The sequence below is a fragment of the Chryseobacterium sp. 'Rf worker isolate 10' genome, assembly GCF_050753305.1.
Taxonomy (GTDB): domain Bacteria; phylum Bacteroidota; class Bacteroidia; order Flavobacteriales; family Weeksellaceae; genus Chryseobacterium.
Genome location: NZ_JBOZOF010000001.1, coordinates 583,880 through 605,039 on the forward strand (window position 1 = coordinate 583,880; position 21,160 = coordinate 605,039).

The following is a 21,160-nucleotide window of genomic DNA, read 5'->3' on the forward strand; positions in this document are numbered from 1 at the left end:
AAATTCTGATGTCCGGGGTATTTTTTTACAGAAAGATTATTTATCTCCTGTTGGCTGGTTTAATGATGAGTATTGGTATTCGGTATTTGCTGTTTTTTCCTTCCGAGATATTGTTTTATTTTTTATCTTTTCCTTATATTCCTTCTGATACTGCTTTACCGTTTTCCCTGTACCGTCATGCCTCCATCCCGGTGAATAAAAAAGATACTTTATACGGTTTTTAAAAGATAATCCCGGTTGTCTGATATCCTTTCCTATTCTTCTCCATTCATAGAAAAGCATGGTAGCAGGATCTTTTGACTTTATTTTTGGATAAACTCCATATTTAACAGGTACTTCAGGGTCTTCTTTTTCAAAAGTTCCGAAAATTTTATCCCAGATAATCAGTCCCATTCCCATATTGCGATCCAGATACTTGATATTACATGCATGGTGTACTCTGTGATGAGAAGGAGTTACCAGAATATACTCTAGAAATCCCATACTTTTAATAGACTGCGTGTGTACAAAAGTACCATAAATCTGTATGGCAGAGTAGGCTACCAGAATATGCCATGGATGAAACCCCATAAACGCTAACGGAGAGAAAAATAAATATCTGTACAAGGGTTGAAATACAGGACTTCTGAATCCTGTGCTGATGTTGAAATAATCAGAATTGTGATGGGTAATGTGTACAGCCCAGAAAACCCGTGAATGATGATCTACATAATGATGAACATAATAAGCAAAATCCTGAGCAAGAAATACAGCGATCCAATACCAGACTCCCTCTTGCCAGTCGAAGAGACGATGGTGGTAAAAAAACATCATAACAAACAATGAGAAACCTTTCATAATGATGTCTAACCCATAGTTAGGCAAAGCAAAAAGAACATTGGTAGCTACATCTTTTGTCTCATAAATTTTCTCTTTATTAAAGTGGCTGTAAGCCATTTCTATAAAAATAATCACAGCAAATACAGGAATGGTCCAGCTGTAAACAACATCCGGTCCTTCAGTTTTGAACATATTACTGAAATCAAACATTTCTTTTTTTTGTAAAACTAGAAATAAAAAGAATGAAAAATCAACTTTCAGGATGAATTTTTTATGAAAAGTTTAAATTTTTTCGATATATATTTATAATGGGAAGTTAAATTTTGAAACTTTACATTAATAGCGATAAAAAAAGATGCTTTACAACATATTTTTGAATGTATATATGAAAATTTAATGCTAAATTGAACACTAATATGAAGACAATATATGCCACATTAGCCCTTTCAATAGCTTCTGTCGCTTTTTCCCAAAAAACATTGGAAAGAGTAGAACCTGCTTTTTGGTGGAAGGGAATGAAAAACCCAGAACTTCAGATTCTTGTTTATGGAAAAGACATTGCCCATAACGAGATTATGCTTTCGGATGGAATTCAGATCAAAGACATCAGGAAAGTGGATAATCCGAATTATGTTTTTATTACGGTCAATAACAATGAAATAAACGTTCCGAAGTTTACCATCAATATCAAAAAAGGTAAAAAAAATATAGGTGCTTATACCTACGAACTAAAGCAGAGAGAATCCGGTTCTGCCAATCGGGAATCTTTTACTTCAAAAGATGTGATGTACCTGATTATGCCGGACCGCTTTGCTAATGGTGACGAGAAGAATGATTCAAGGCCGGAACTTACGGAAAAAGTAGACCGCAGCCTGCCTAATGGAAGACATGGAGGAGATCTTCGTGGAATCATCAATAATCTGGATTATATTCAGAATCTTGGAGCAACAGCCGTCTGGCTGACCCCTGTGAATGAAGACAACGAAAAAGTATATTCTTATCACGGCTATGCTCAAACCGATTTGTATAAAATAGATGCCCGCTACGGAACCAATGAAGAATACAAAACCTTATCCCATGATCTGAACAAAAGAAATATGAAGCTGGTGATGGATTATGTGACCAATCACTGGGGTTCTTCACACTGGATGATCAAAGATCTTCCATCAAAAGACTGGATCCATTGGTTTGATGAAGGAGAGAATGGATTTAAACGATCCAATTATAAAACCACAACACAGTTTGATATCAATGCTTCGGATATTGATAAAAAATATGCACTGGATGGTTGGTTTGATACCACCATGCCTGATATTAACCAAAAAAATCCATTGGTTTTAAAATATCTTACCCAAAATGCAATCTGGTGGATTGAATATGCAGGGCTGGGAGGTATTCGTGTAGATACTTACCCTTACAATGATAAAGAAGCCATGGCGAAATGGGCTAAAGCGATTACTGATGAATATCCAAAATTCAATATCGTAGGCGAAACATGGCTTTATACAGCCGCACAAATTGCAGCATGGCAGAAAGATTCCAAAGTTGGAGAAATAGCAGGTTACAACTCAAATTTACCATCGGTGATGGATTTTATGCTGTTTGAAAATATGCCTAAAGCCCTTAAAGAAAAAGAAAGCTGGGATAAAGGAATGATCCGTATTTACGATTCTTTTACCAGTGATTTCCTGTATCCGGATCTTAAAAATCTTTTAGTTTTCTTCGAAAATCATGATACCGAAAGATGGAATGAGATTTTTAACGCCAATCCCAATGCTTATAAAATGGCACTCGCCCTGATTTCAACGGTGAGAGGAACTCCACAGATCTATTACGGATCAGAAATAGGAATGCGTGGAGATAAAAATGCCGGAGGTGATGCAGATATCCGCAGAGATTTTCCGGGAGGCTGGAAATCTGACAAACAAAATGCTTTCCTTTCATCCGCTCAAACCCCGGAACAGAAAGAATTTTTCCAGTTTACTCAAAAATTACTGAACTGGAGAAAAGGAAAAGATGTTATCCATAGTGGGAAAACTAAAAATTTCGTTCCTCAGGACGGTGTTTTTGTTTATTTCAGATATAATGAAAAAGAAAGTGTGATGGTGGTGATCAATAATAATGAAAAAGATAAGCCGTTAGACCTGAAACGTTTTGCAGAATCTCTTAATGGATTTACAAAAGGAAAAGAGATTATTTCAGGAAAAGAAATTCCATTACAAAACAATATGAATATTCCTGCAAAAACTCCGTTGATTATTGAACTCGAAAAATAATTATTATACATGAAAAAACTAACGACAGTTTATACGCTAATCCTATTTGTACTGGGATTTTCTTTACTCACTGCACAATCGAAAAATGCATTTGAGAAGGAAAAATCAGAAATTAGTACGATGCTTGATGAGTTCAACATAGCAGCTGCAAAAGCGGATTATAATGCTTATTTTAACTTCTTTGCGGATGAATCTACCTTCATTGGAACAGATGCTACCGAAATCTGGAATAAAAAAGAATTCATGGTATGGGCAAAACCTTATTTTGACAAGAAAAAGACCTGGAATTTTAAGGCAATTAAAAGAAATATTTACTTTAGTAAAGACGGAAAACTGGCATGGTTTGACGAATTATTAGATACTCAAATGAAAATTTGCAGAGGTTCTGGCGTGGTAGAAAAAATCAACGGAAGCTGGAAGGTAAAACAATACGTTCTTTCTATGACGGTTCCTAATGAGGTCGTAGATAAAGTGGTTCCAGAAAAAGCGCCAATTGAGGATGCATTAATTCAAAAACTGAAAACAGAATGGCGGTAATGAACGGAAGATATGAAAGCGGTGCGTCTGGCAGAAAAATAAAACCAAACCTATCCATGCTGCAGATTATCAATATGAGTATGGGATTTTTGGGAATCCAGATGGCATTCGGATTACAGAATGGAAATGCAAGCCGTATTCTTGGGAATTTAGGAGCTGATGTGCACGAATTATCCTGGTTCTGGCTGGTTGCTCCCATTACAGGTTTGATTGTTCAGCCTATCATCGGACACATGGGTGATAATACATGGAGCCCGCTGGGAAGAAGAAAACCTTACTTTTTAATTGGGGCTGTTTTGTGCGCTATCGGATTGGTACTCCTTCCGAATGCTGCCACCGTTACCCAAATGTTCGCTGCCAATGCCCTTTTGTTAGCCGTAATATTCCTGGCTATGATGGATGCTTCTGTGAATATTGCAATGGAACCCTTCAGAGCTTTGGTAGGAGATATGCTCCCAAAACATCAAGGGACAATAGGATTTTCAGTACAGACAATTCTGATTGGAATTGGAGCTGTATTAGGCTCTTATCTTCCAAATTGGTTAACGAAAATGGGAATTTCAAACGAAGCCCCGGAAGGATTTGTTGCAGATAATGTGATTTACTCTTTTTACATTGGAGCAGGATTGCTTATCGTATCAATTTTATATACGATCATGACAACCAGAGAGTATTCTCCACAGGAATTTGCAGATTTTGAAGATAGAAAAGAAGGTGAAAAACACGAATCAAAATTTTCAGATATTTTCAAAGACTTTGCGGCGATTCCTGCACAGATGAAAAAGCTGGGAATTGTTCAGTTTTTCTCATGGTTTGCATTATTTACGATGTGGGTATTTACTACCAGTGCATTGGCGACTCATCATTTTGGGCTTTCTCCGGAAGATACCCATTCCAAAGCATTTAATGATGCCGGAGACTTAACTGGAAAGCTTTTCGGAATGTATAATCTATGGGCAATCCCGTTTGCTTTTTTACTGACTCCAATAGCTAAGCTGATTGGAAAAAAACAGACTCATGCTTTAGCTCTATTAAGTGGAGGTGTTGGACTCGTTTCAATGTATTTCATTAAAGACGTCAATAATCTATGGATCTCAATGATTGGATTAGGTTTTGCCTGGGCTAGTATTCTGGCAATGCCTTATGCTATGCTTATTGAGGTGATTCCACAACGGAAAATGGGAGTTTATATGGGAATATTCAACTTCTTTATTGTGATTCCGCAGATCATTAATGGTTTATTCGGAGGGCCCATTGTGAGTGGTATTTTCGGGAAACAGGCCATGGATTATGTGGTGGTAGGTGGTGTCTGCATGCTGATAGGCGCTGTAGTAACCATGATTTTTGTTAAATCAGAAGATGAAACGCCTAAGGAAATTGAAGAAGAGATCAAACAAGTGCATTTTTAATAGAAACTAGAGAAGTGAATATATTTTAAAACTTAATTGAAACTAGTATAATAACAATTCAATAGGAGCGGGCTTTAGCCCGCTTTTTCTTTAAGCATTTATCAATTGGCTTCAGCCAAAACGTTTATCCCGTAAATTTTAGGTTCACGGTTTGCATTTTCAAAATCCTTGTAGAGGTGACATTTTACCCCCTTTGTCATTTTGCCTTTGATCAATTATTTATATAATCAATTGAGATTTAATATTTTTTTAAGCTTATTCTGCTTTTTTAATCTCTAAATTAGATACACCAAATAGTAAACAATGTACGATATTATCATTATTGGAACTGGAGCAGGAGGCTCAACGATGGCCTATAAACTGGCCGACAGCGGAAAAAAAATATTGATCTTAGAAAGAGGAGGATATGTTCCGGTAGAAAAAGAAAATTGGAACTCTGAGGAAGTGTTTGAGAAAAACAGATATACAACTACAGATCTTTGGCTGGATAAAAATGGAGAGAGCTTTAGACCCGGAATGCATTATAATGTAGGAGGGAATACCAAATTCTATGGAGCTGCTTTGTTCCGGTTAAGAGAAGAAGATTTTAAGGAAATAAAGCATTATGGAGGGCTATCACCAGCATGGCCTATTCAATATGAAGATTTGAAAGAGTATTATCTGGAAGCTGAAAAACTGTTTCATGTACATGGTAAAAGAGGCTCAGATCCTACGGAACCCTTTGATGAGGAACCTTACCCTAATCCACCATTACCACATGAACCCAGGATTCAGGAGATTTTCGATGAACTGACAAATTATGGCTTACATCCTTTTGAATTGCCTGTCGGGGTAAACTTTACTCCTCATACAACAGCAAACGCTCCTTATACGCTTGATCGCTTTGATGGTTTTCCCGATGCTTCCGAAAGAAAAGGAGATGCCCATCTTTGCGCGTTATCAAAAGCACTTGAATATCCCAATGTTGAGTTGATGATCAATTCAAAAGTAATACAACTCAATACCGATAGTTCAGGACAAAAAGTTACAGAGGTGATTATAGAGCAAAATGGTGAGACTAAAACATTCACTTCCGATATTGTGATTCTTTCTGCAGGAGCGGTCAATTCAGCGGCTATTTTGCTGGAAAGTAAGAGTGAACAATTTCCTAACGGGCTTGCCAATACTTCAGATCAGGTGGGAAGAAATTATATGTTTCATCAGAATACTGCATTGATTGCACTCTACACAGAACCCAATCCTACCAAATTTGGAAAGACATTTGGAATTAATGATTTTTACCATGCAACCACTCAATATGAGTTTCCTTTAGGACACATACAGATGCTGGGAAAATCAGATGAACATCAGATTAAGGCAGATAGTCCGGTTGCTGCACCGGGATTCACTTTTGAGCTAATGGCCAGACATGCTGTTGATTTCTGGCTGACTTCAGAAGATCTGCCGGATCCTGAAAACAGAGTAACAGTAGAAAATGGACAGATTAAACTCAGCTATACGGATAATAATCAAAAAGGACATGAATTTCTTAAATCAGAATTAATTAAAGCTTTAAAAGCATCCGGAAAGTTCGAAAGCTTCCTGTTTAAAGGATATTATTTCAGTAAAGGAATGGATATTGCTTCTCCGGCTCATCAAAATGGAACAACAAAAATGGGACTTGATCCGGCAAACTCAGTAGTAGATACTTATTGTAAAGCGCATGATCTTGAAAACCTTTATATTGTAGATGGTGGTTTTTTTGTTTCCAGTGGGGCTGTAAATCCCGCACTAACTATCGTCGCAATGGCATTGAGAGTAGGAGAGCATCTTAAAAATACTCTTTTTAAAATTCAATAGAAGCGGTCTTAGCTAAAACTTAAGTCTATAATTAGTATTGTCTCCCACAGATTTCACAGATAACACAAAATGTTTATGCTTATTCATATAATCAATAGTGAAGAATATCCATTATAAAATTTTATCGAAGATAAAATCCTTGCGCCTTAAAATAGATGATAATTTAAATATTTCTTTGCGTAATCCAATCTCTCAGTGGTCTTAATCTCCCAACTTCCTTTCTTAACCTACATCAACTTTTAAAGCATCCACATCCCGTACATTTGTACTATAAATAATCACAGAAATGAAAACAGTATATCATAAAGCAGATTCAAGAGGCCATGCCAACCACGGATGGTTAAATTCTTACCATACATTCAGTTTTGCTAATTATCAAAACAGAGACAGAACAAATTTTGGTGTTTTAAGAGTATTGAACGATGACACCGTTTCTCAGGGAATGGGCTTCGGAACACATCCGCACAGGGATATGGAAATTATTTCAATCCCTTTGGAAGGCGATTTGGAACACAAAGACTCAATGGGAACTACAGCGGTTATCAAAAAAGGAGAAATACAGGTGATGAGTGCCGGAACTGGGGTAATGCACAGCGAATACAATAAAAACAAAGATGAGGAAGTAAAATTTCTTCAGATCTGGGTTTTTCCAAAAGAGCAGAATGTGGAACCAAGATATGACCAGAAAAGTATTAAAGAAGGTGAAAAAATTAACGGATTTCAGCAGATCTTATCACCCAATAAAAATGATGACGGAGTTTGGATTCATCAGGATGCATGGTTCAACTTAGCCAATTTTACAAAAGGAAATGGTAAAAATTATATGCTCAACAAAAAAGGAAACGGAGTCTATGCATTCGTATTAAAAGGAAGTGCAAAAATAGGAGACCGTGTCCTGAATGAAAGAGACGGATTGGGAATCTGGGATACTCAGAGCTTTAATATCGAAGCTGTAGAAGACACCGAAGTGTTATTAATGGAAGTCCCAATGGAACTGCCGTCTTATCTTAAATAAAAAACTAAATTTGTAATCTTAAAAATAAACCTCACATATGAAAATCTTAGCAATAGCAGGAAGCAACTCAGAAGTTTCAATGAACAAGCAGTTGGTTGCTTACGCATCAACATTATTTGAAAATGCAGAAGTAGAAGTAGTGGATCTGAATCCTTTCGAAATGCCAATCTATAAACATGAAAGAGAATTAGCAGGTGGTGTTCCTCAGGAAGCTCACGATTTTGCCTCTAAAATTGATGGTGCTAATGTATTGTTGGTAGCTTTGGCAGAACACAACGGAACGTATTCTACAGCATTTAAAAATGTGTTCGACTGGGTGTCGAGAATCAAAGACAGAACTGTTTGGAATGAAGTGCCTATGTTATTGATGTCTACGTCTCCGGGAGGTAGAGGTGGGGCAGGCGTTTTGGAAGCTGCATCAAAGCGTTTTCCTTTCCATGGAGGAAATGTGGTGGAAACTTTTTCACTTCCTTTCTTTAACGATAATTTTGATAAAGCAACTCAAAAAATATCTAATGAAGGGAAAATCAACGAGTTAAAAGAAAAAATCAAGAAGATTGCGGCTATTGAAACCATCCTTGAAAAATAGAATTTGAATATTCATTTAAAATTACTATTTTTGCAAAAAGAAAAGAGATGAAAATTCAGACCTCCTATAAACAATGTTTTTCTCATAAAGGGAAAATTGTGGGCTCTGAAATTCTGAGATAAAATAACGGCCGATAATCTGAAAAGATTGTCGGCTTTTTTGTTTTCTAAAATCAAGTATAAAAGTAATTGAAATATTAAAAGATAAGAAGACTCCAGAAGCAGTTACTAGATCATAAATAGTATGAAATCTGAAATCCGATATCTAAAAATCTAAGCAGACATGAGCAACACTTACAAATCAGCAGGAGTAGACAAAGAAGAAGGATACAAAACGGTTGACAAGATCAAAAAAGCGGTCGGTGAAACCCACAATTCCAATGTACTGAACCACTTGGGGAGTTTTGGAGCTTTTTATGAAATCGGTGGATACAAAAATCCGGTTCTTGTATCAGGAACAGATGGAGTAGGAACAAAGCTTAAAGTAGCTTTAGATACCAAAAAATATGATTCTATCGGAGTAGATTGTTTCGCAATGTGTGCCAATGATATTCTTTGCCACGGAGCAAAACCTTTATTCTTCCTTGATTATCTGGCTTGCGGAAAGCTTGATTCAGAAATCGCTGCAGAAATCGTTTTAGGAATGGTTGCCGCTTGTAAGGATAACAACTGTGCATTAATTGGTGGAGAAACTGCTGAAATGCCGGGAATGTACCAGCCGGGAGATTATGATGTTGCAGGATTCTGTGTAGGAATCGTAGAAAAAGATCAGATTATTGACGGTTCTACCATCAAAGCAGGTAACAAAATTATTGCATTGCCAAGCTCAGGATTCCACTCAAACGGATTCTCTTTAGTAAGAAAAGTATTCCCGAACTTCGAAGAAGAATTTGAAGGAAAACCTTTATATGAAACCCTTTTAGTTCCTACAAGACTATACTACAAAGATATTCACAAAGTATTGGAAGAAGTAAAAGTAAGCGGAATTGCCCACATCACAGGAGGTGGTCTTTACGAAAACGTTCCAAGAATTATTCCTGAAGGACTTTGTGCTTCTATTGACGAGTCAAAAATCAGAATTCCTAGCGTAATGCTTGAGCTTGAAAAGAGAGGTGAAGTAGCCCGTGAAGAAATGTATGGAACATTCAATATGGGTGTAGGTATGGTAATCGTTGTAGATGCTGAACATGCCGAAAAAGTATTAAATCTTCTGGATGATGCTTACGAAATCGGAGAAATCACTGAAGGAGCAGAGAAAATTAATTTAAAATTTTAGAAGCTTAATCCCGCTTTCCGCTATATCTTTTTTGCCCATGCTTTTTTACAAAGCCATTTCAAAAAAGGATGCCGCTGCAATCGGGGCTAATTAAAGAAAGTCTTTTCAAAGTTCTAAACCTTGACAAGGCTGCCAAAAAAATATGAAGAACATCGTTGTACTCGTATCCGGTTCAGGAACCAATCTGCAGAGAATCATTGATACTATTGAAGCTGGGGAAATCCAGAATGCAAAAGTAACTTTAGTTGTGGCCGACAGAGAATGTTTCGGACTGGAAAGAGCAAAGAATCACAATATAGAAAGTATACTGATTCCAAGAGGAAAGAATTTCAGCAGTGAATTGGCTAAAGTAATCCCAGAAAATACAGATCTGATTGTATTGGCAGGATTTTTATCCATCTTAAAATCTGAATTCTGTGAAAACTGGAATGGTAAAATAATCAATATTCATCCTGCTTTGCTTCCGAAATTCGGAGGAAAAGGAATGTGGGGAATGAACGTTCATAATGCAGTTATTGAAGCCAAAGAAGTAGAGAGTGGGGCGACTGTACATTTTGTGACACCAGGCATTGATGAGGGGGAAGCTATTCTTCAGAAATCTTTTGAAGTAACCGCCGATGATACTCCTGAAACCCTGGCTCAGAAAGTTCACCAGATTGAATATGAAATATTTCCGATAGCGATCAATAAGGTCCTTGGAAATAAATAATGTCAAAAATTTTTTGACAGGAAAAATAGAAAAATCTAAGTAAAATAAAAGTAAGTTCGGAGGTGAAAGACCCGGACACAGTTTGAAATAGCTGTAAAAAGTAAAAAATCGAAAGTAAAATGAGTAAAAAGAGAGTTTTAATCAGTGTTTCTGACAAAAGTGGATTAATAGAATTCGCGCAGTTTTTGGAAGCTCAGAATTATGAGTTGATCTCTACAGGAGGAACGTTCAAACATTTGAAAGACGCTGGTTTAAATCCTATTCAGATTGATGAGGTAACCAATTTCCCTGAAATGCTGGACGGAAGAGTGAAAACTTTACACCCGAAAGTTCACGGTGGATTGCTGGCTGTTCGTAACAACGAAGAGCATATGAAAACCGTTCAGGAGCACGGAATTGATCTGATTGACATGGTGATCGTAAATCTTTACCCTTTCTTTGAGAATGTAAACAAAGACATTTCTTTACATGAAAAAGTAGAGTTTATCGATATCGGAGGTCCTTCAATGCTTCGTTCTGCAGCTAAAAACTTTGATTCTGTAACAGTAATCACTGATGTAGAAGACTATGCAGCAGTGAAAATTGAAATGGAACAAAACGGCGATACTTACATCGAAACCCGTAAAAAGCTTGCAGGAAAAGTATTCAACCTTACCTCTGCGTATGATGCAGCTATTTCAAGAATGCTTTTAGATGAAGAATATCCTACTTATCTTAATGCTTCTTACAAAAAAGTGGCTGACTTAAGATACGGAGAAAATCCTCACCAGACAGCAGCTTACTATGTTTCTACTTTCGAGAATGGAGCAATGAAAGATTTTGAGCAGCTTGGAGGGAAAGAACTTTCTTTCAACAATCTTCGTGATATGGACCTTTGCTGGAAAGTAGTTACTGAGTTCAAAGAAGAAATGGCTTGTTGTGCCGTAAAACACTCTACCCCTTGTGGTGTTGCGATCGGAACTTCAGCTTTGGAAACGTACCAGAAAACATTCGAATGTGATCCGGTTTCTATCTTTGGCGGAATTGTTGCAATGAACTATAAAATAGACGCAGCAACAGCTGAAGAGCTGAATAAAACTTTCCTTGAGATTGTAATGGCTCCTGAGTTTGATGAAGAAGCCCTTGAAATTTTAAGAAAAAAGAAAAACCTGAGAATCATCAAAATCGTAAACCCGGTTTCAGACAAACAAACTTGGGTGAAAGTAGACGGCGGTATCCTTGTTCAGGATAATGACCTTCACTTCTCAGACGATATCAAAGTGGTAACTGAAGTACAGCCTACAGAAGAACAGAAAAAAGCATTACTTTTCTCTCAGAGAGTAGTAAAATATGTGAAGTCTAATGCAATCGTAGTTTCTAACGGAATTCAGGCATTCGGTATCGGTGGCGGACAGGTAAACAGAATCTGGGCGACTCAGCAGGCTATCGAAAGAGCAAAAGAAAAATTCTCCGGAGAGTTGGTATTGGCTTCAGATGCGTTTTTCCCTTTCCGTGACGTGGTAGATTTCTGCGCTCAGGAAGGTATCAAAGCGATTATTCAGCCAGGTGGAAGTGTAAAAGATCAGGATAGTGTAGAAGCTGCAAACGAACACGGTATTCCAATGATGTTTACAGGTGTTAGACACTTTTTCCACTAATTAAAATAGAATTAAAAAATAATTAGGGATTGTATTTTTAGCATTCAAAATTATATATTTGTAAAATAAGACTAGATAATAATATAAAGTATGAGAATATTAATCATAGGTGAAGGCGGTAGAGAATCTGCTTTAGCGGCAAAGCTTCAGAATGACTCAAGAATTTCTAAAATGTTTTTTGCCAACGGGAATGCTACTACCGATGTAATAGGGAAAAATGTTCATTTATCGGAAATCAAAGAACTTAGAGATTTCGCTATTAAAGAAAAGATTGATCTTACGATCGTAGGTCCGGAAGCTCCTCTTGTAGCGGGTATCAAGGACGAATTTAAAAAACACGATCTTAAAGTTTTCGGTCCTACTCAGAAAGTAGCGAGCCTTGAAGGTAGTAAAGCTTTCTCTAAGAAATTTATGCAGACCTATGATATCAAAACAGCTAAAGCTGTGGTATTTGATTCATATAACGAAGCTATAGAGTATGTGAAGACACAGCAGTATCCTTTAGTAGTTAAAGCAAGTGGTTTAGCTGGAGGAAAAGGTGTGGTAATCTGTGATACTCTGGAAGAAGCTGAAGCTACGATCCATGATTTCATGATCAGAAGAATCTATGGAGATGCTGGTATTCGTTTAGTTATTGAAGAATATTTACAAGGTTTTGAAGCATCTATCATTGCTTTCTCTAACGGAGATAAATTATTTCCATGTGTAGCAGCAAAAGACTATAAAAAAGCTGGAAACGGAGATACAGGACCTAATACAGGAGGTATGGGTTCTATAGCACCAAGCCCGGAATTTACTCAGGAGCACTATGCAGATTTCGAAAAAAATATCTTAGAACCTACTATTACAGGGCTTAAAGCAGAAGGTTTCGGATTTAAAGGAATCATTTTCTTCGGATTGATGGTTACGAAAAACGGAGCTTACCTTCTTGAATACAACATGAGATTCGGAGATCCTGAAACGCAGGTATTGATGGCGCTGATGGAAAACAACCTTTTGGATGTGATCCAGGACTGTATGGAAGGAAAAGACATTGAACTTAAATTTAAGGACGAAAAAGCAATTTGTCTTGTAATGTGTTCAGGAGGTTATCCAAGAAACATAGAAACAGGTTTCGAAATTACAGGAGAAGATAAACTGAAACATAGTAAACTTTTATATGCAGGAGCAATCAGCAAAGGAGACAAGGTAGTTTCCAACGGTGGTAGAGTTCTGAACATTGTGGCTACCGGTGCTACTTTCGAAGATGCCCGCAAAAAGGTTTACGAAGACGCAAGTCATGTACATTTCGATTACGGCTTCTACAGAGACGACATCGGAAAGTTTTAATAAAAAATCACGAAAAAAGATTTGGAGCAATTCCAAGTCTTTTTTTGTAAAACAGTTAAGTAAGCAATAAGCTTTATGCTACAGACAGTATGCTTATTGCGGTATAGAAAGCTTATAGCCTATAGCTTAAAGCTTTTAATTTAATCATCATTTATCAATTATCAACAATGAACAACGGTATTATTATTTTAGATTTCGGATCCCAGTACAACCAGCTTATCGGAAGAAGAATCCGTGAGATGGGCGTATATTCTGAGATCTTGCCTTACAATACACCATTACAAGATATTTTAGCAAAACAGCCAAAAGGAATCATCCTTTCCGGTGGACCAAGCTCTGTAAATGCAGAAAATGCCCACCTGGTTGAAAAAGCTTTATACGAACAGGGAGTTCCTGTGTTGGGAATCTGCTACGGAATGCAGATGACTGCTCACCTTTTAGGAGGTAAAGTAAACAAAGGAGAAAAAGGAGAATACGGTAAAGCAAACCTAGAGATCGTTAAAGAAAGCTCTTTACTGAAAGGGGTTACTCAGAACTCTGTAGTTTGGATGAGCCACTTTGACGAAGTAGGAGAATTACCTGCAGGTTTTGAATTAAACGCAAAATCAGGAGTAATTGCTTCTATCTCTAATGAAGAAAGTAAAATCTACTGCGTTCAGTTCCACCCGGAAGTTTCTCATACAGAAGAAGGAGGAAAAATGCTTGAAAATTTCGTTTTCGGAATCTGTAACTCAGAGAAAAACTGGAAATTGACCAATTATATTGAAAAAACAGTTGAAGAAATCCGTGAAAAAGTAGGAGACAACAAAGTAATCCTTGGTCTTTCTGGAGGGGTAGACTCTTCTGTAGCAGCTGTTTTGATTCACAAAGCAATCGGTGATCAGTTGACTTGTATATTCGTTGATACAGGATTATTGAGAAAAGATGAAGGCAAGAAAGTAATGGATCAGTATGGAGAACATTTCCATATGAACATTAAAATGGTGGATGCTCAGGATAGATTCCTTACAAAATTAGCCGGAATAGACGATCCTGAAGCGAAGAGAAAAATCATCGGTAATGAGTTTATCCATGTTTTTGATGAAGAATCTCACAAAATTGAAGGCGCTAAATTCCTTGCACAAGGTACTATTTACCCTGACGTTATTGAAAGCCAGTCTGTCAACGGACCATCTGCAGTAATCAAGTCTCACCACAATGTTGGAGGACTTCCTGAAGATATGGAATTCGAATTATTAGAGCCATTAAGAGAGCTTTTCAAAGACGAAGTAAGAAGAGTAGGAGAAGAATTAGGGATTCCTCACCATATGGTATACAGACACCCTTTCCCAGGTCCGGGACTTGGAATCAGAGTATTGGGAGCTGTAGATGCTGAGAAAGTAAGAATCCTTCAGGAAGCTGATGATATCTTCATCGAAGAATTATACAAAAATGATCTTTACGAAAAAGTATCTCAGGCATTCGTTGTTCTTCTTCCGGTGAAATCTGTAGGAGTAATGGGAGACGAAAGAACGTATGAATACACCGCTGTAGTTCGTTCTGCAAACACAATCGACTTTATGACAGCAACGTGGAGCAGACTTCCTTACGAGTTCTTGGATACTGTTTCAAGCAGAATTATCAACGAAGTAAGAGGAATCAACAGAGTAGCTTACGATATTTCAAGCAAACCACCTGCAACCATTGAGTGGGAATAATTTTTGACTTGAATTTAAAATATTAATCCTGCCCGTTTTGGGTGGGATTTTTTTGTATGGGAAATTTAGTTTCTAAAAATTGCAATGCTTCGATTCCGATTTTTGTTTTCTGTAAACAAGAACGGTGAACACCCTCATCATTAAATAAATAAAATTTATGATTCTTATCTGATGTAAATGGCGGAAATAAAACAATATCCTGTCCTTTCTCTAAAGTTTTTTTGCAAATAGGGCATTCGCTTTGATTCAGAAAAATTATTGCCATTTCGAATTGACTTTTGGTTAATGTTTTGCTTAGTAATAGCCTATTAAAACAAATTTTCACTAAATTTAAGTAAAATTACATCAAATGCAAATAGAAACAAGAAACCTGACCCTTCAGGATTATAATGAGCTGGCGGAAACGATGAAAAGGGCCTACCCACAGATGTCGGAATCCATTTGGTCCAAAAAAAGTATTGATAAGCTTACAAAAATGTTCCCTAATGGCCAGATTTGTATTACAGTAGACGGAAAACTGGCTGCTGTAGCACTTTCTATCATTGTGAATTACGATGAGTTTGGGGATGACCATACCTATAGTGATATTACGGGAAATTATACATTCAATACCCATACTTCTACGGGAAATGTTCTGTACGGAATCGAAGTTTTTGTAGATCCGGAGTTTCGTGAATTGCGCTTAGGAAGAAGGTTATATGATGCAAGAAAAGAACTTTGTGAATTGTTAAATCTTAAATCTATTGTTCTTGGTGGCAGAATCCCGAATTATCATAAATACAGCCATGAGTTTTCTCCAAGAGAATATATCCGGAAAGTAAGAGATAAAGAGATTTATGATCCGGTATTGTCTTTCCAGCTTTCCAATAATTTTCTTCCGATAAGAATCCTGAAAAAATATCTTCCTGAAGATGAGGCATCGAGAGAAAATGCCGTTCTTTTGCAATGGAACAACATCTACTACAGCAGAAAGCCAAATACGATGCAGGATAGTATTATCCGCCTTGGACTGGTGCAGTGGCAGATGAGGCACTTCAAAGATATAGATGCTTTTTATGAGCAGGTGGAGTTTTTCGTGAATGTAATGGGAGATTATAAATCCGATTTTGTTCTTTTCCCTGAACTCTTTAATACCCCTTTGCTTGCTCCTTTCAACAATCTTTCCGAAAGGGACAGTATGATAGAACTGGCAAAACTTACTGAAGAAATCAAAAAGAAAATTTCAGAGCTGGCGATCAGTTATAATGTGAATATTATTTCCGGAAGCATGCCTGTTTTTGATAATGATAATAATGATTTATATAATGTAAGCTATCTTTTGCACCGCGACGGGCGGGTGGACGAATACCGAAAAATTCATATTACCCCGAACGAGAAGAGGTATTATGGAATGAAAGGCGGAAATGAAATCAAAGTTTTTGATACCGACTGTGGTAAAATAGGTCTCGTGATCTGCTATGACGTAGAATTTCCGGAATTACCAAGGATTCTGGCTGATCAGGGGATGAAAATCTTGTTTGTTCCTTATCTGACAGATACCCAGAATGCCTACATGAGAGTACGCCACTGTGCTGCCGCAAGAGCTATAGAAAATGAATGTTATGTTGCCATTGCCGGCTGTGTAGGAAATCTTCCGAAGGTCAATAATATGGACATCCAGTTTGGTCAGGCTGCCGTATTTACCCCTTCAGATTTTGCCTTCCCATCCAATGCCGTGAAAGGAGAAGCTACGCCCAATACAGAAATGACGCTGATTGTAGACGTAGACCTGAATCTGCTAAAAGATCTCCATCACAATGGATCTGTTCAGGTGATGAAAGACCGCCGAAAAGATCTGTACGAAACCTATCTTAAATAACAAAACAGAATGCGAAAGCATTCTGTTTTTATTTTACCTAAAATTTCTTTGAGTGAATTACATGTACTCAGGACATACTACAGCAGGGCAGATCAGTCTTGGACATCTTGGTCTTCCGTCTGTAGGACAGCATTGGTTGGAGCAGTTTCCGATAATGATTCCGCTTCCTGCAATCCCTTTTAATTGCTCTCTTGAAAGTTTGTTGTTACGTAAATTTTTCATGTTCTAATACTTTTGGTTTGTTTTATTTGTACGCTGTAAATATATTAATTTTTACAATATATGATGGTTTTTTTGTTGTTATGGTGAATTTAATTCTTTAAAATGCTGATTATGTGTTATTGTTTTTAATTTTATGTGTTGGTGGTATTGTAATTATTCTTTTCATAAAGGAACAATTTTTGGAGTAAATTGCACCTACTATTGATATATTATGTTTGATAAGCAACAAAGAAAACTGAAAAGATCTGCAAAACTGATTTCCGTATTGAGTAAATATGGATTTAAAGATATGCTGGCAAGGATGAACGGAGGGAATAAGCAGGAAGAAGCTTCCAGTTCGGACGAGATCATTTCAAAAGGGACCGTTTACGAAAGAATAAGGCTGGCGCTGGAAGAGTTGGGACCAACTTTTGTGAAGCTTGGTCAATCATTCAGTAACAGAGAAGACCTTTTGCCCCCGGAACTGATTCAGGAGCTGCAGAAACTTCAGGATAAAGTGGAAACAGTAGATATGGATGTAGAAGAAGCGCTGGAGAGTGAATTCAATATTTCGGTGAAAGATTATTTTCTTGAAATTCAGAAAGAACCTTTGGCTACAGCTTCTATTGCTCAGGTATATAAAGCTGTTTTGAAAGATGGCAGTCCTGTGATTTTAAAATTGAGAAAGCCCGATGTACAGTCTGTAATTGAAGACGATTTACTGCTCATCAAAGATATTGAAAAACTGATTTCTGCTTATTCAGAAATAGGAGAAAAGCTTAATATGAAACAGGCCATTTCCACTTTTGAAAAATCATTGCTGGAAGAGGTTTCTTTGACGAATGAAAGAAATAATATTCTGCAGTTCCGTCTTAATTTTAAAAATAATAAAGAAACATACGTCCCGAAAGTCTACGAAGAATTTTCCAACAACAATATTCTTTGTATGGAATTTATTGATGGAATAAAGGTTACAGATAAATCACTTCTATTGGCCAATGGTATTGATCCTGTAAAAGTTTCTGAAACAGGATTAAGGTTGTTTGTATCACAGATTTTAGACTACGGATTCTTCCATGCTGATCCCCACGCCGGAAATATCTTAGTGAAAAAAGATGGTAAAATAGTTTTCATTGATTTTGGTGCGGTAGGAAAAATTCAACCTAATGATAAAGAAATTCTTGAAAATCTTATTGTTAGTTTTGTAGCCAAAAATTCACATAAAATTGTCCGTTATCTCAAGAAAATGGCAGTAAGCTATGAAATTCCGGATGAAAGAAGATTTGAAAATGATGTGGATGATATTCTGAATTTCGTTCACAGCTCATCATTACAGGATATCAATGTACAGGTGATCATCAACAAGATGAAGGATATTTTGAAAGACAACAGGCTTTATATGCCGGATTATTTCTATCTTTTATTCAAAGGAATAAGTCTGATAGAAGGCGTTGGACGAAATATTAATCCGGATCTGGACATTGTGAAAAGTCTTCACCCTTACACAAAGAAAATTTTTACGAAGAAAATCAGTCCTAAAAATCTTTTAAAAACCGGAATGGACAGGATGATGAATTTCACAGATAATGTGGATGAAATCCCGAAAGAACTTCGTTCTGTTCTTCAAAAACTGGATGAAAACAAGTTTACCGTCTCCAGTGAGATCAAAAATATAGAAAAAACCAACCAGCTGATTAAATCCAGCGTGGTTAATCTGATTCTTGCCATGATTTTAGGTGCGAATATCATCGCAACAGCTATTGTGTTTACTTCAGAATCCGGTCCGAGAATCGGAGAGTTGTCTTTGGTAGCGGTCTTAGGTTTTATTTTTTCAATCCTTTTAGTCATAATACTCTTACTGAGAGTTACCAGAAAATAAATATCATTTTAGAAAAACTAATTATTCATCCCAAAAAACCGCATCTCGTAACCTATATCTCGAATCCCTTACCCCATAACTTATAACTCCACAATGAAAACATTTATTATAACAGCAATCACTTTATTGAGCTCATACTGTACTGCCCAGCAAGGAAATGAAGAGAAAATTCAGGGCGATTTTGATGGAAACGGAACCAAAGAATATGCCTACACCAAAGTTAGTGATTGTGGTGACGAATGCGAAGGAAAGTGCGAAACAACTATTTATTTCAGTGATAAAAATATAAAACCTATAACGATTTCACCAGCCAATCAGGGGAGTGTGTATAATTTGGGAGATCTGAATGGAGATGGAAAAGATGAGATTGGTTTTTATCCTAACTGGTGTACGAGCTGCTGGCATCCGTTCTATGCATATACATTGAGTAAAACAGGCTGGAAACCATTATTACTTCCTATTTCCACTCATTGTAATCAGTGGGAAGAAGATAAGTTCCCGATTAAAAAAGACCCGAAAAAGAAAGGGTATGTTATTGTTACTTCCAGCAAATGGGAAGATGATGATATTAAAATTAAAGTCAATAGTGTAAAAGTAAAGTAAATAGTTGCTGGTTGTTTTTGTTGCTGGGAATCATCTCCTGGTAACTAGTTCCTGCAACCTGCTGCCTAATATCTGCTACCTCTAATTTTTAACTTCTAATTAAATACCTATCTTTGCAAAATGGAAAAACTCACTTTTGCAGATTTTGACCTTCCGGTTAAAATTCTTGATGTTTTAGCGGATTTGGAATTATTTGAACCTACACCTATCCAGGAGAAGAGCATAAAACCTATTCTTTCGGGGAGAGATGTAATGGGAATTGCACAGACAGGAACTGGGAAAACATTAGCTTACCTTTTGCCCGTTTTGAAAACATGGAAATACAGCAAGACAGGAAATCCAACTGTTTTGGTGCTTGTTCCTACAAGAGAATTGGTGGTGCAGGTAACTGAAATCCTTGAGAAACTGACAGAAAATATTACTGCAAGAGTAATCGGAATATATGGTGGAAAAAATATCAATACTCAAAAACTATTATTCAATGATGGTTGTGATATTTTGGTAGGAACACCCGGAAGAGTAATGGACCTTTCCATAGACAACGCCATTTCTCTGAAAGAAGTTCAGAAACTGATCATTGACGAATTTGATGAGATGCTTAACTTAGGTTTCAGACCACAGCTTACCCATATTTTTGAAATGATGAAAGAGAAGAGACAGAATATTCTTTTCTCAGCAACCATGACAGAAGCGGTGGATGAAATGCTGGATGTGTATTTTGCAAGTCCAATAGAAATTTCATTGGCAAAATCAGGTACACCACTTGAAAAAATTGAACAGACGGGTTACAAAGTAGAAAACTTCAATACAAAAATCAATTTATTGGAACATTTGCTGAAAAATAATGCAGATATGTCTAAAGTGTTGATTTTTAATAATAATAAAAAACACGCAGACCTGCTTTTCAATAAAATTGATGAGCTTTTCCCTGAGCAGTTTGATGTGATTCACTCCAACAAATCTCAAAACTACAGATTGAAGGCTATGAAAAGCTTTGAGAATGAAGAGATCAGAGGTTTGATTACAACGGATGTAATGGCAAGAGGTCTTGATATTTCAAATATTACACACGTTATCAACTTTGAAACGCCTGATATTCCGGAGCAGTATATCCACAGAATCGGTAGAACGGGTAGAGCAGACAAAGAAGGAAAGGCTATTACTTTTGTTACTAAAAAAGAAGAACCTTTGATCCTTGATATTGAGCTATTGATGGATAAAGACTTGAAGTTTAACGAATTCCCGGAAGAAGTTAAGATCAATCCTAAAAAGATCGCAGCTGAAGAAGATCAGATTGTGATGAAAAATCCAGCACAGGTAAAACTGAATGATGGAGGAGGCGCATTCCACGAGAAGAAGGCTAAAAATACAAAAGAAAACTGGGGGGGACCTTCCAAAAGAAAAGCACCTAAGAAGTTTGGAGCCAACAGAGCTCAGCAGAAAGCAATATCAAAATCGAAAAAAAAGAAATAAAATAAAAAACTCCCG

18 protein-coding genes are annotated in these 21,160 nt (G+C 36.9%); 15 read left to right on the forward strand and 3 right to left on the reverse strand.

From position 1 onward, the window contains the following. Positions 1 to 36: 36 nt before the first annotated feature. Positions 37 to 1,029, reverse strand: a complete 993-nt coding sequence (locus LKL37_RS02560) for a sterol desaturase family protein (protein WP_431609032.1) — start codon at positions 1,027 to 1,029, stop codon at positions 37 to 39. Between the two features lie 206 nt (positions 1,030 to 1,235). Here LKL37_RS02560 and LKL37_RS02565 point away from each other — a divergent pair, with 206 nt between their 5' ends. The 11 genes from LKL37_RS02565 to guaA all read left to right on the forward strand — a co-directional run bounded on the left by LKL37_RS02565 (position 1,236) and on the right by guaA (position 15,131). Then, positions 1,236 to 3,095 (forward strand): glycoside hydrolase family 13 protein, encoded by a 1,860-nt coding sequence (locus LKL37_RS02565; protein ID WP_431609033.1) that lies wholly within the window; start codon positions 1,236 to 1,238, stop codon positions 3,093 to 3,095. Between the two features lie 9 nt (positions 3,096 to 3,104). Then, positions 3,105 to 3,632: a nuclear transport factor 2 family protein gene (locus LKL37_RS02570; protein WP_431609034.1), complete on the forward strand. Its 528-nt coding sequence runs from the start codon at positions 3,105 to 3,107 to the stop codon at positions 3,630 to 3,632. Next, positions 3,623 to 5,041 (forward strand): MFS transporter, encoded by a 1,419-nt coding sequence (locus tag LKL37_RS02575; RefSeq protein WP_431609035.1) that lies wholly within the window; start codon positions 3,623 to 3,625, stop codon positions 5,039 to 5,041. The genes LKL37_RS02570 and LKL37_RS02575 overlap by 10 nt, the downstream gene beginning before the upstream one ends. A 303-nt stretch (positions 5,042 to 5,344) precedes the next feature. Next, a complete protein-coding gene (locus LKL37_RS02580; protein ID WP_431609037.1) occupies positions 5,345 to 6,880 on the forward strand; it encodes a GMC oxidoreductase in 1,536 nt (511 codons plus the stop codon). Positions 6,881 to 7,166: 286 nt separating this feature from the next. Further along, positions 7,167 to 7,895, forward strand: coding sequence for a pirin family protein (locus LKL37_RS02585; protein ID WP_105701565.1), 729 nt, complete (start codon positions 7,167 to 7,169; stop codon positions 7,893 to 7,895). A gap of 37 nt (positions 7,896 to 7,932) precedes the next feature. Further along, positions 7,933 to 8,484, forward strand: coding sequence for an NADPH-dependent FMN reductase (locus LKL37_RS02590; RefSeq protein WP_431609039.1), 552 nt, complete (start codon positions 7,933 to 7,935; stop codon positions 8,482 to 8,484). A gap of 282 nt (positions 8,485 to 8,766) precedes the next feature. Continuing rightward, on the forward strand, positions 8,767 to 9,759 hold the full coding sequence (gene purM / locus LKL37_RS02595; protein WP_105701567.1) for a phosphoribosylformylglycinamidine cyclo-ligase: 993 nt from the start codon (positions 8,767 to 8,769) through the stop codon (positions 9,757 to 9,759). A 142-nt stretch (positions 9,760 to 9,901) separates the two neighbouring features. Then, the gene (purN, locus tag LKL37_RS02600) at positions 9,902 to 10,468 is read left to right on the forward strand and encodes a phosphoribosylglycinamide formyltransferase (protein WP_431609041.1); all 567 of its coding nucleotides are present in this window, start codon (positions 9,902 to 9,904) and stop codon (positions 10,466 to 10,468) included. Positions 10,469 to 10,587: 119 nt separating this feature from the next. Next, positions 10,588 to 12,105 carry a bifunctional phosphoribosylaminoimidazolecarboxamide formyltransferase/IMP cyclohydrolase gene (purH, locus tag LKL37_RS02605; protein ID WP_431609043.1) on the forward strand — a complete coding sequence of 506 codons (1,518 nt, stop codon included), beginning with the start codon at positions 10,588 to 10,590 and terminating at the stop codon, positions 12,103 to 12,105. Between the two features lie 90 nt (positions 12,106 to 12,195). Then, positions 12,196 to 13,434 (forward strand): phosphoribosylamine--glycine ligase, encoded by a 1,239-nt coding sequence (gene purD / locus LKL37_RS02610; RefSeq protein WP_431609045.1) that lies wholly within the window; start codon positions 12,196 to 12,198, stop codon positions 13,432 to 13,434. A 167-nt stretch (positions 13,435 to 13,601) separates the two neighbouring features. Continuing rightward, a complete protein-coding gene (guaA, locus tag LKL37_RS02615; RefSeq protein ID WP_431609047.1) occupies positions 13,602 to 15,131 on the forward strand; it encodes a glutamine-hydrolyzing GMP synthase in 1,530 nt (509 codons plus the stop codon). 22 nt (positions 15,132 to 15,153) lie between these two features. Here guaA and LKL37_RS02620 read toward each other — a convergent pair whose 3' ends face one another. Then, a complete protein-coding gene (locus LKL37_RS02620; protein WP_431609048.1) occupies positions 15,154 to 15,396 on the reverse strand; it encodes a hypothetical protein in 243 nt (80 codons plus the stop codon). A gap of 84 nt (positions 15,397 to 15,480) precedes the next feature. Here LKL37_RS02620 and LKL37_RS02625 point away from each other — a divergent pair, with 84 nt between their 5' ends. After that, complete coding sequence (locus tag LKL37_RS02625; RefSeq protein WP_105701573.1) at positions 15,481 to 16,989, forward strand: carbon-nitrogen hydrolase family protein; 1,509 nt, start codon at positions 15,481 to 15,483, stop codon at positions 16,987 to 16,989. A gap of 57 nt (positions 16,990 to 17,046) precedes the next feature. On the opposite strand, the gene LKL37_RS02630 is transcribed toward LKL37_RS02625, so the two are convergent. Beyond that, positions 17,047 to 17,211 carry a hypothetical protein gene (locus tag LKL37_RS02630; RefSeq protein WP_165790479.1) on the reverse strand — a complete coding sequence of 55 codons (165 nt, stop codon included), beginning with the start codon at positions 17,209 to 17,211 and terminating at the stop codon, positions 17,047 to 17,049. Between the two features lie 211 nt (positions 17,212 to 17,422). Between LKL37_RS02630 and LKL37_RS02635 the strand changes: the two genes are divergently transcribed. The 3 genes from LKL37_RS02635 to LKL37_RS02645 all read left to right on the forward strand — a co-directional run bounded on the left by LKL37_RS02635 (position 17,423) and on the right by LKL37_RS02645 (position 21,145). Continuing rightward, positions 17,423 to 19,069 carry an ABC1 kinase family protein gene (locus LKL37_RS02635; RefSeq protein WP_431609049.1) on the forward strand — a complete coding sequence of 549 codons (1,647 nt, stop codon included), beginning with the start codon at positions 17,423 to 17,425 and terminating at the stop codon, positions 19,067 to 19,069. Positions 19,070 to 19,162: 93 nt separating this feature from the next. Continuing rightward, the gene (locus LKL37_RS02640) at positions 19,163 to 19,672 is read left to right on the forward strand and encodes a hypothetical protein (protein WP_431609050.1); all 510 of its coding nucleotides are present in this window, start codon (positions 19,163 to 19,165) and stop codon (positions 19,670 to 19,672) included. A gap of 120 nt (positions 19,673 to 19,792) precedes the next feature. After that, complete coding sequence (locus LKL37_RS02645; protein ID WP_431609051.1) at positions 19,793 to 21,145, forward strand: DEAD/DEAH box helicase; 1,353 nt, start codon at positions 19,793 to 19,795, stop codon at positions 21,143 to 21,145. The last annotated feature ends 15 nt before the right edge of the window (positions 21,146 to 21,160 follow it).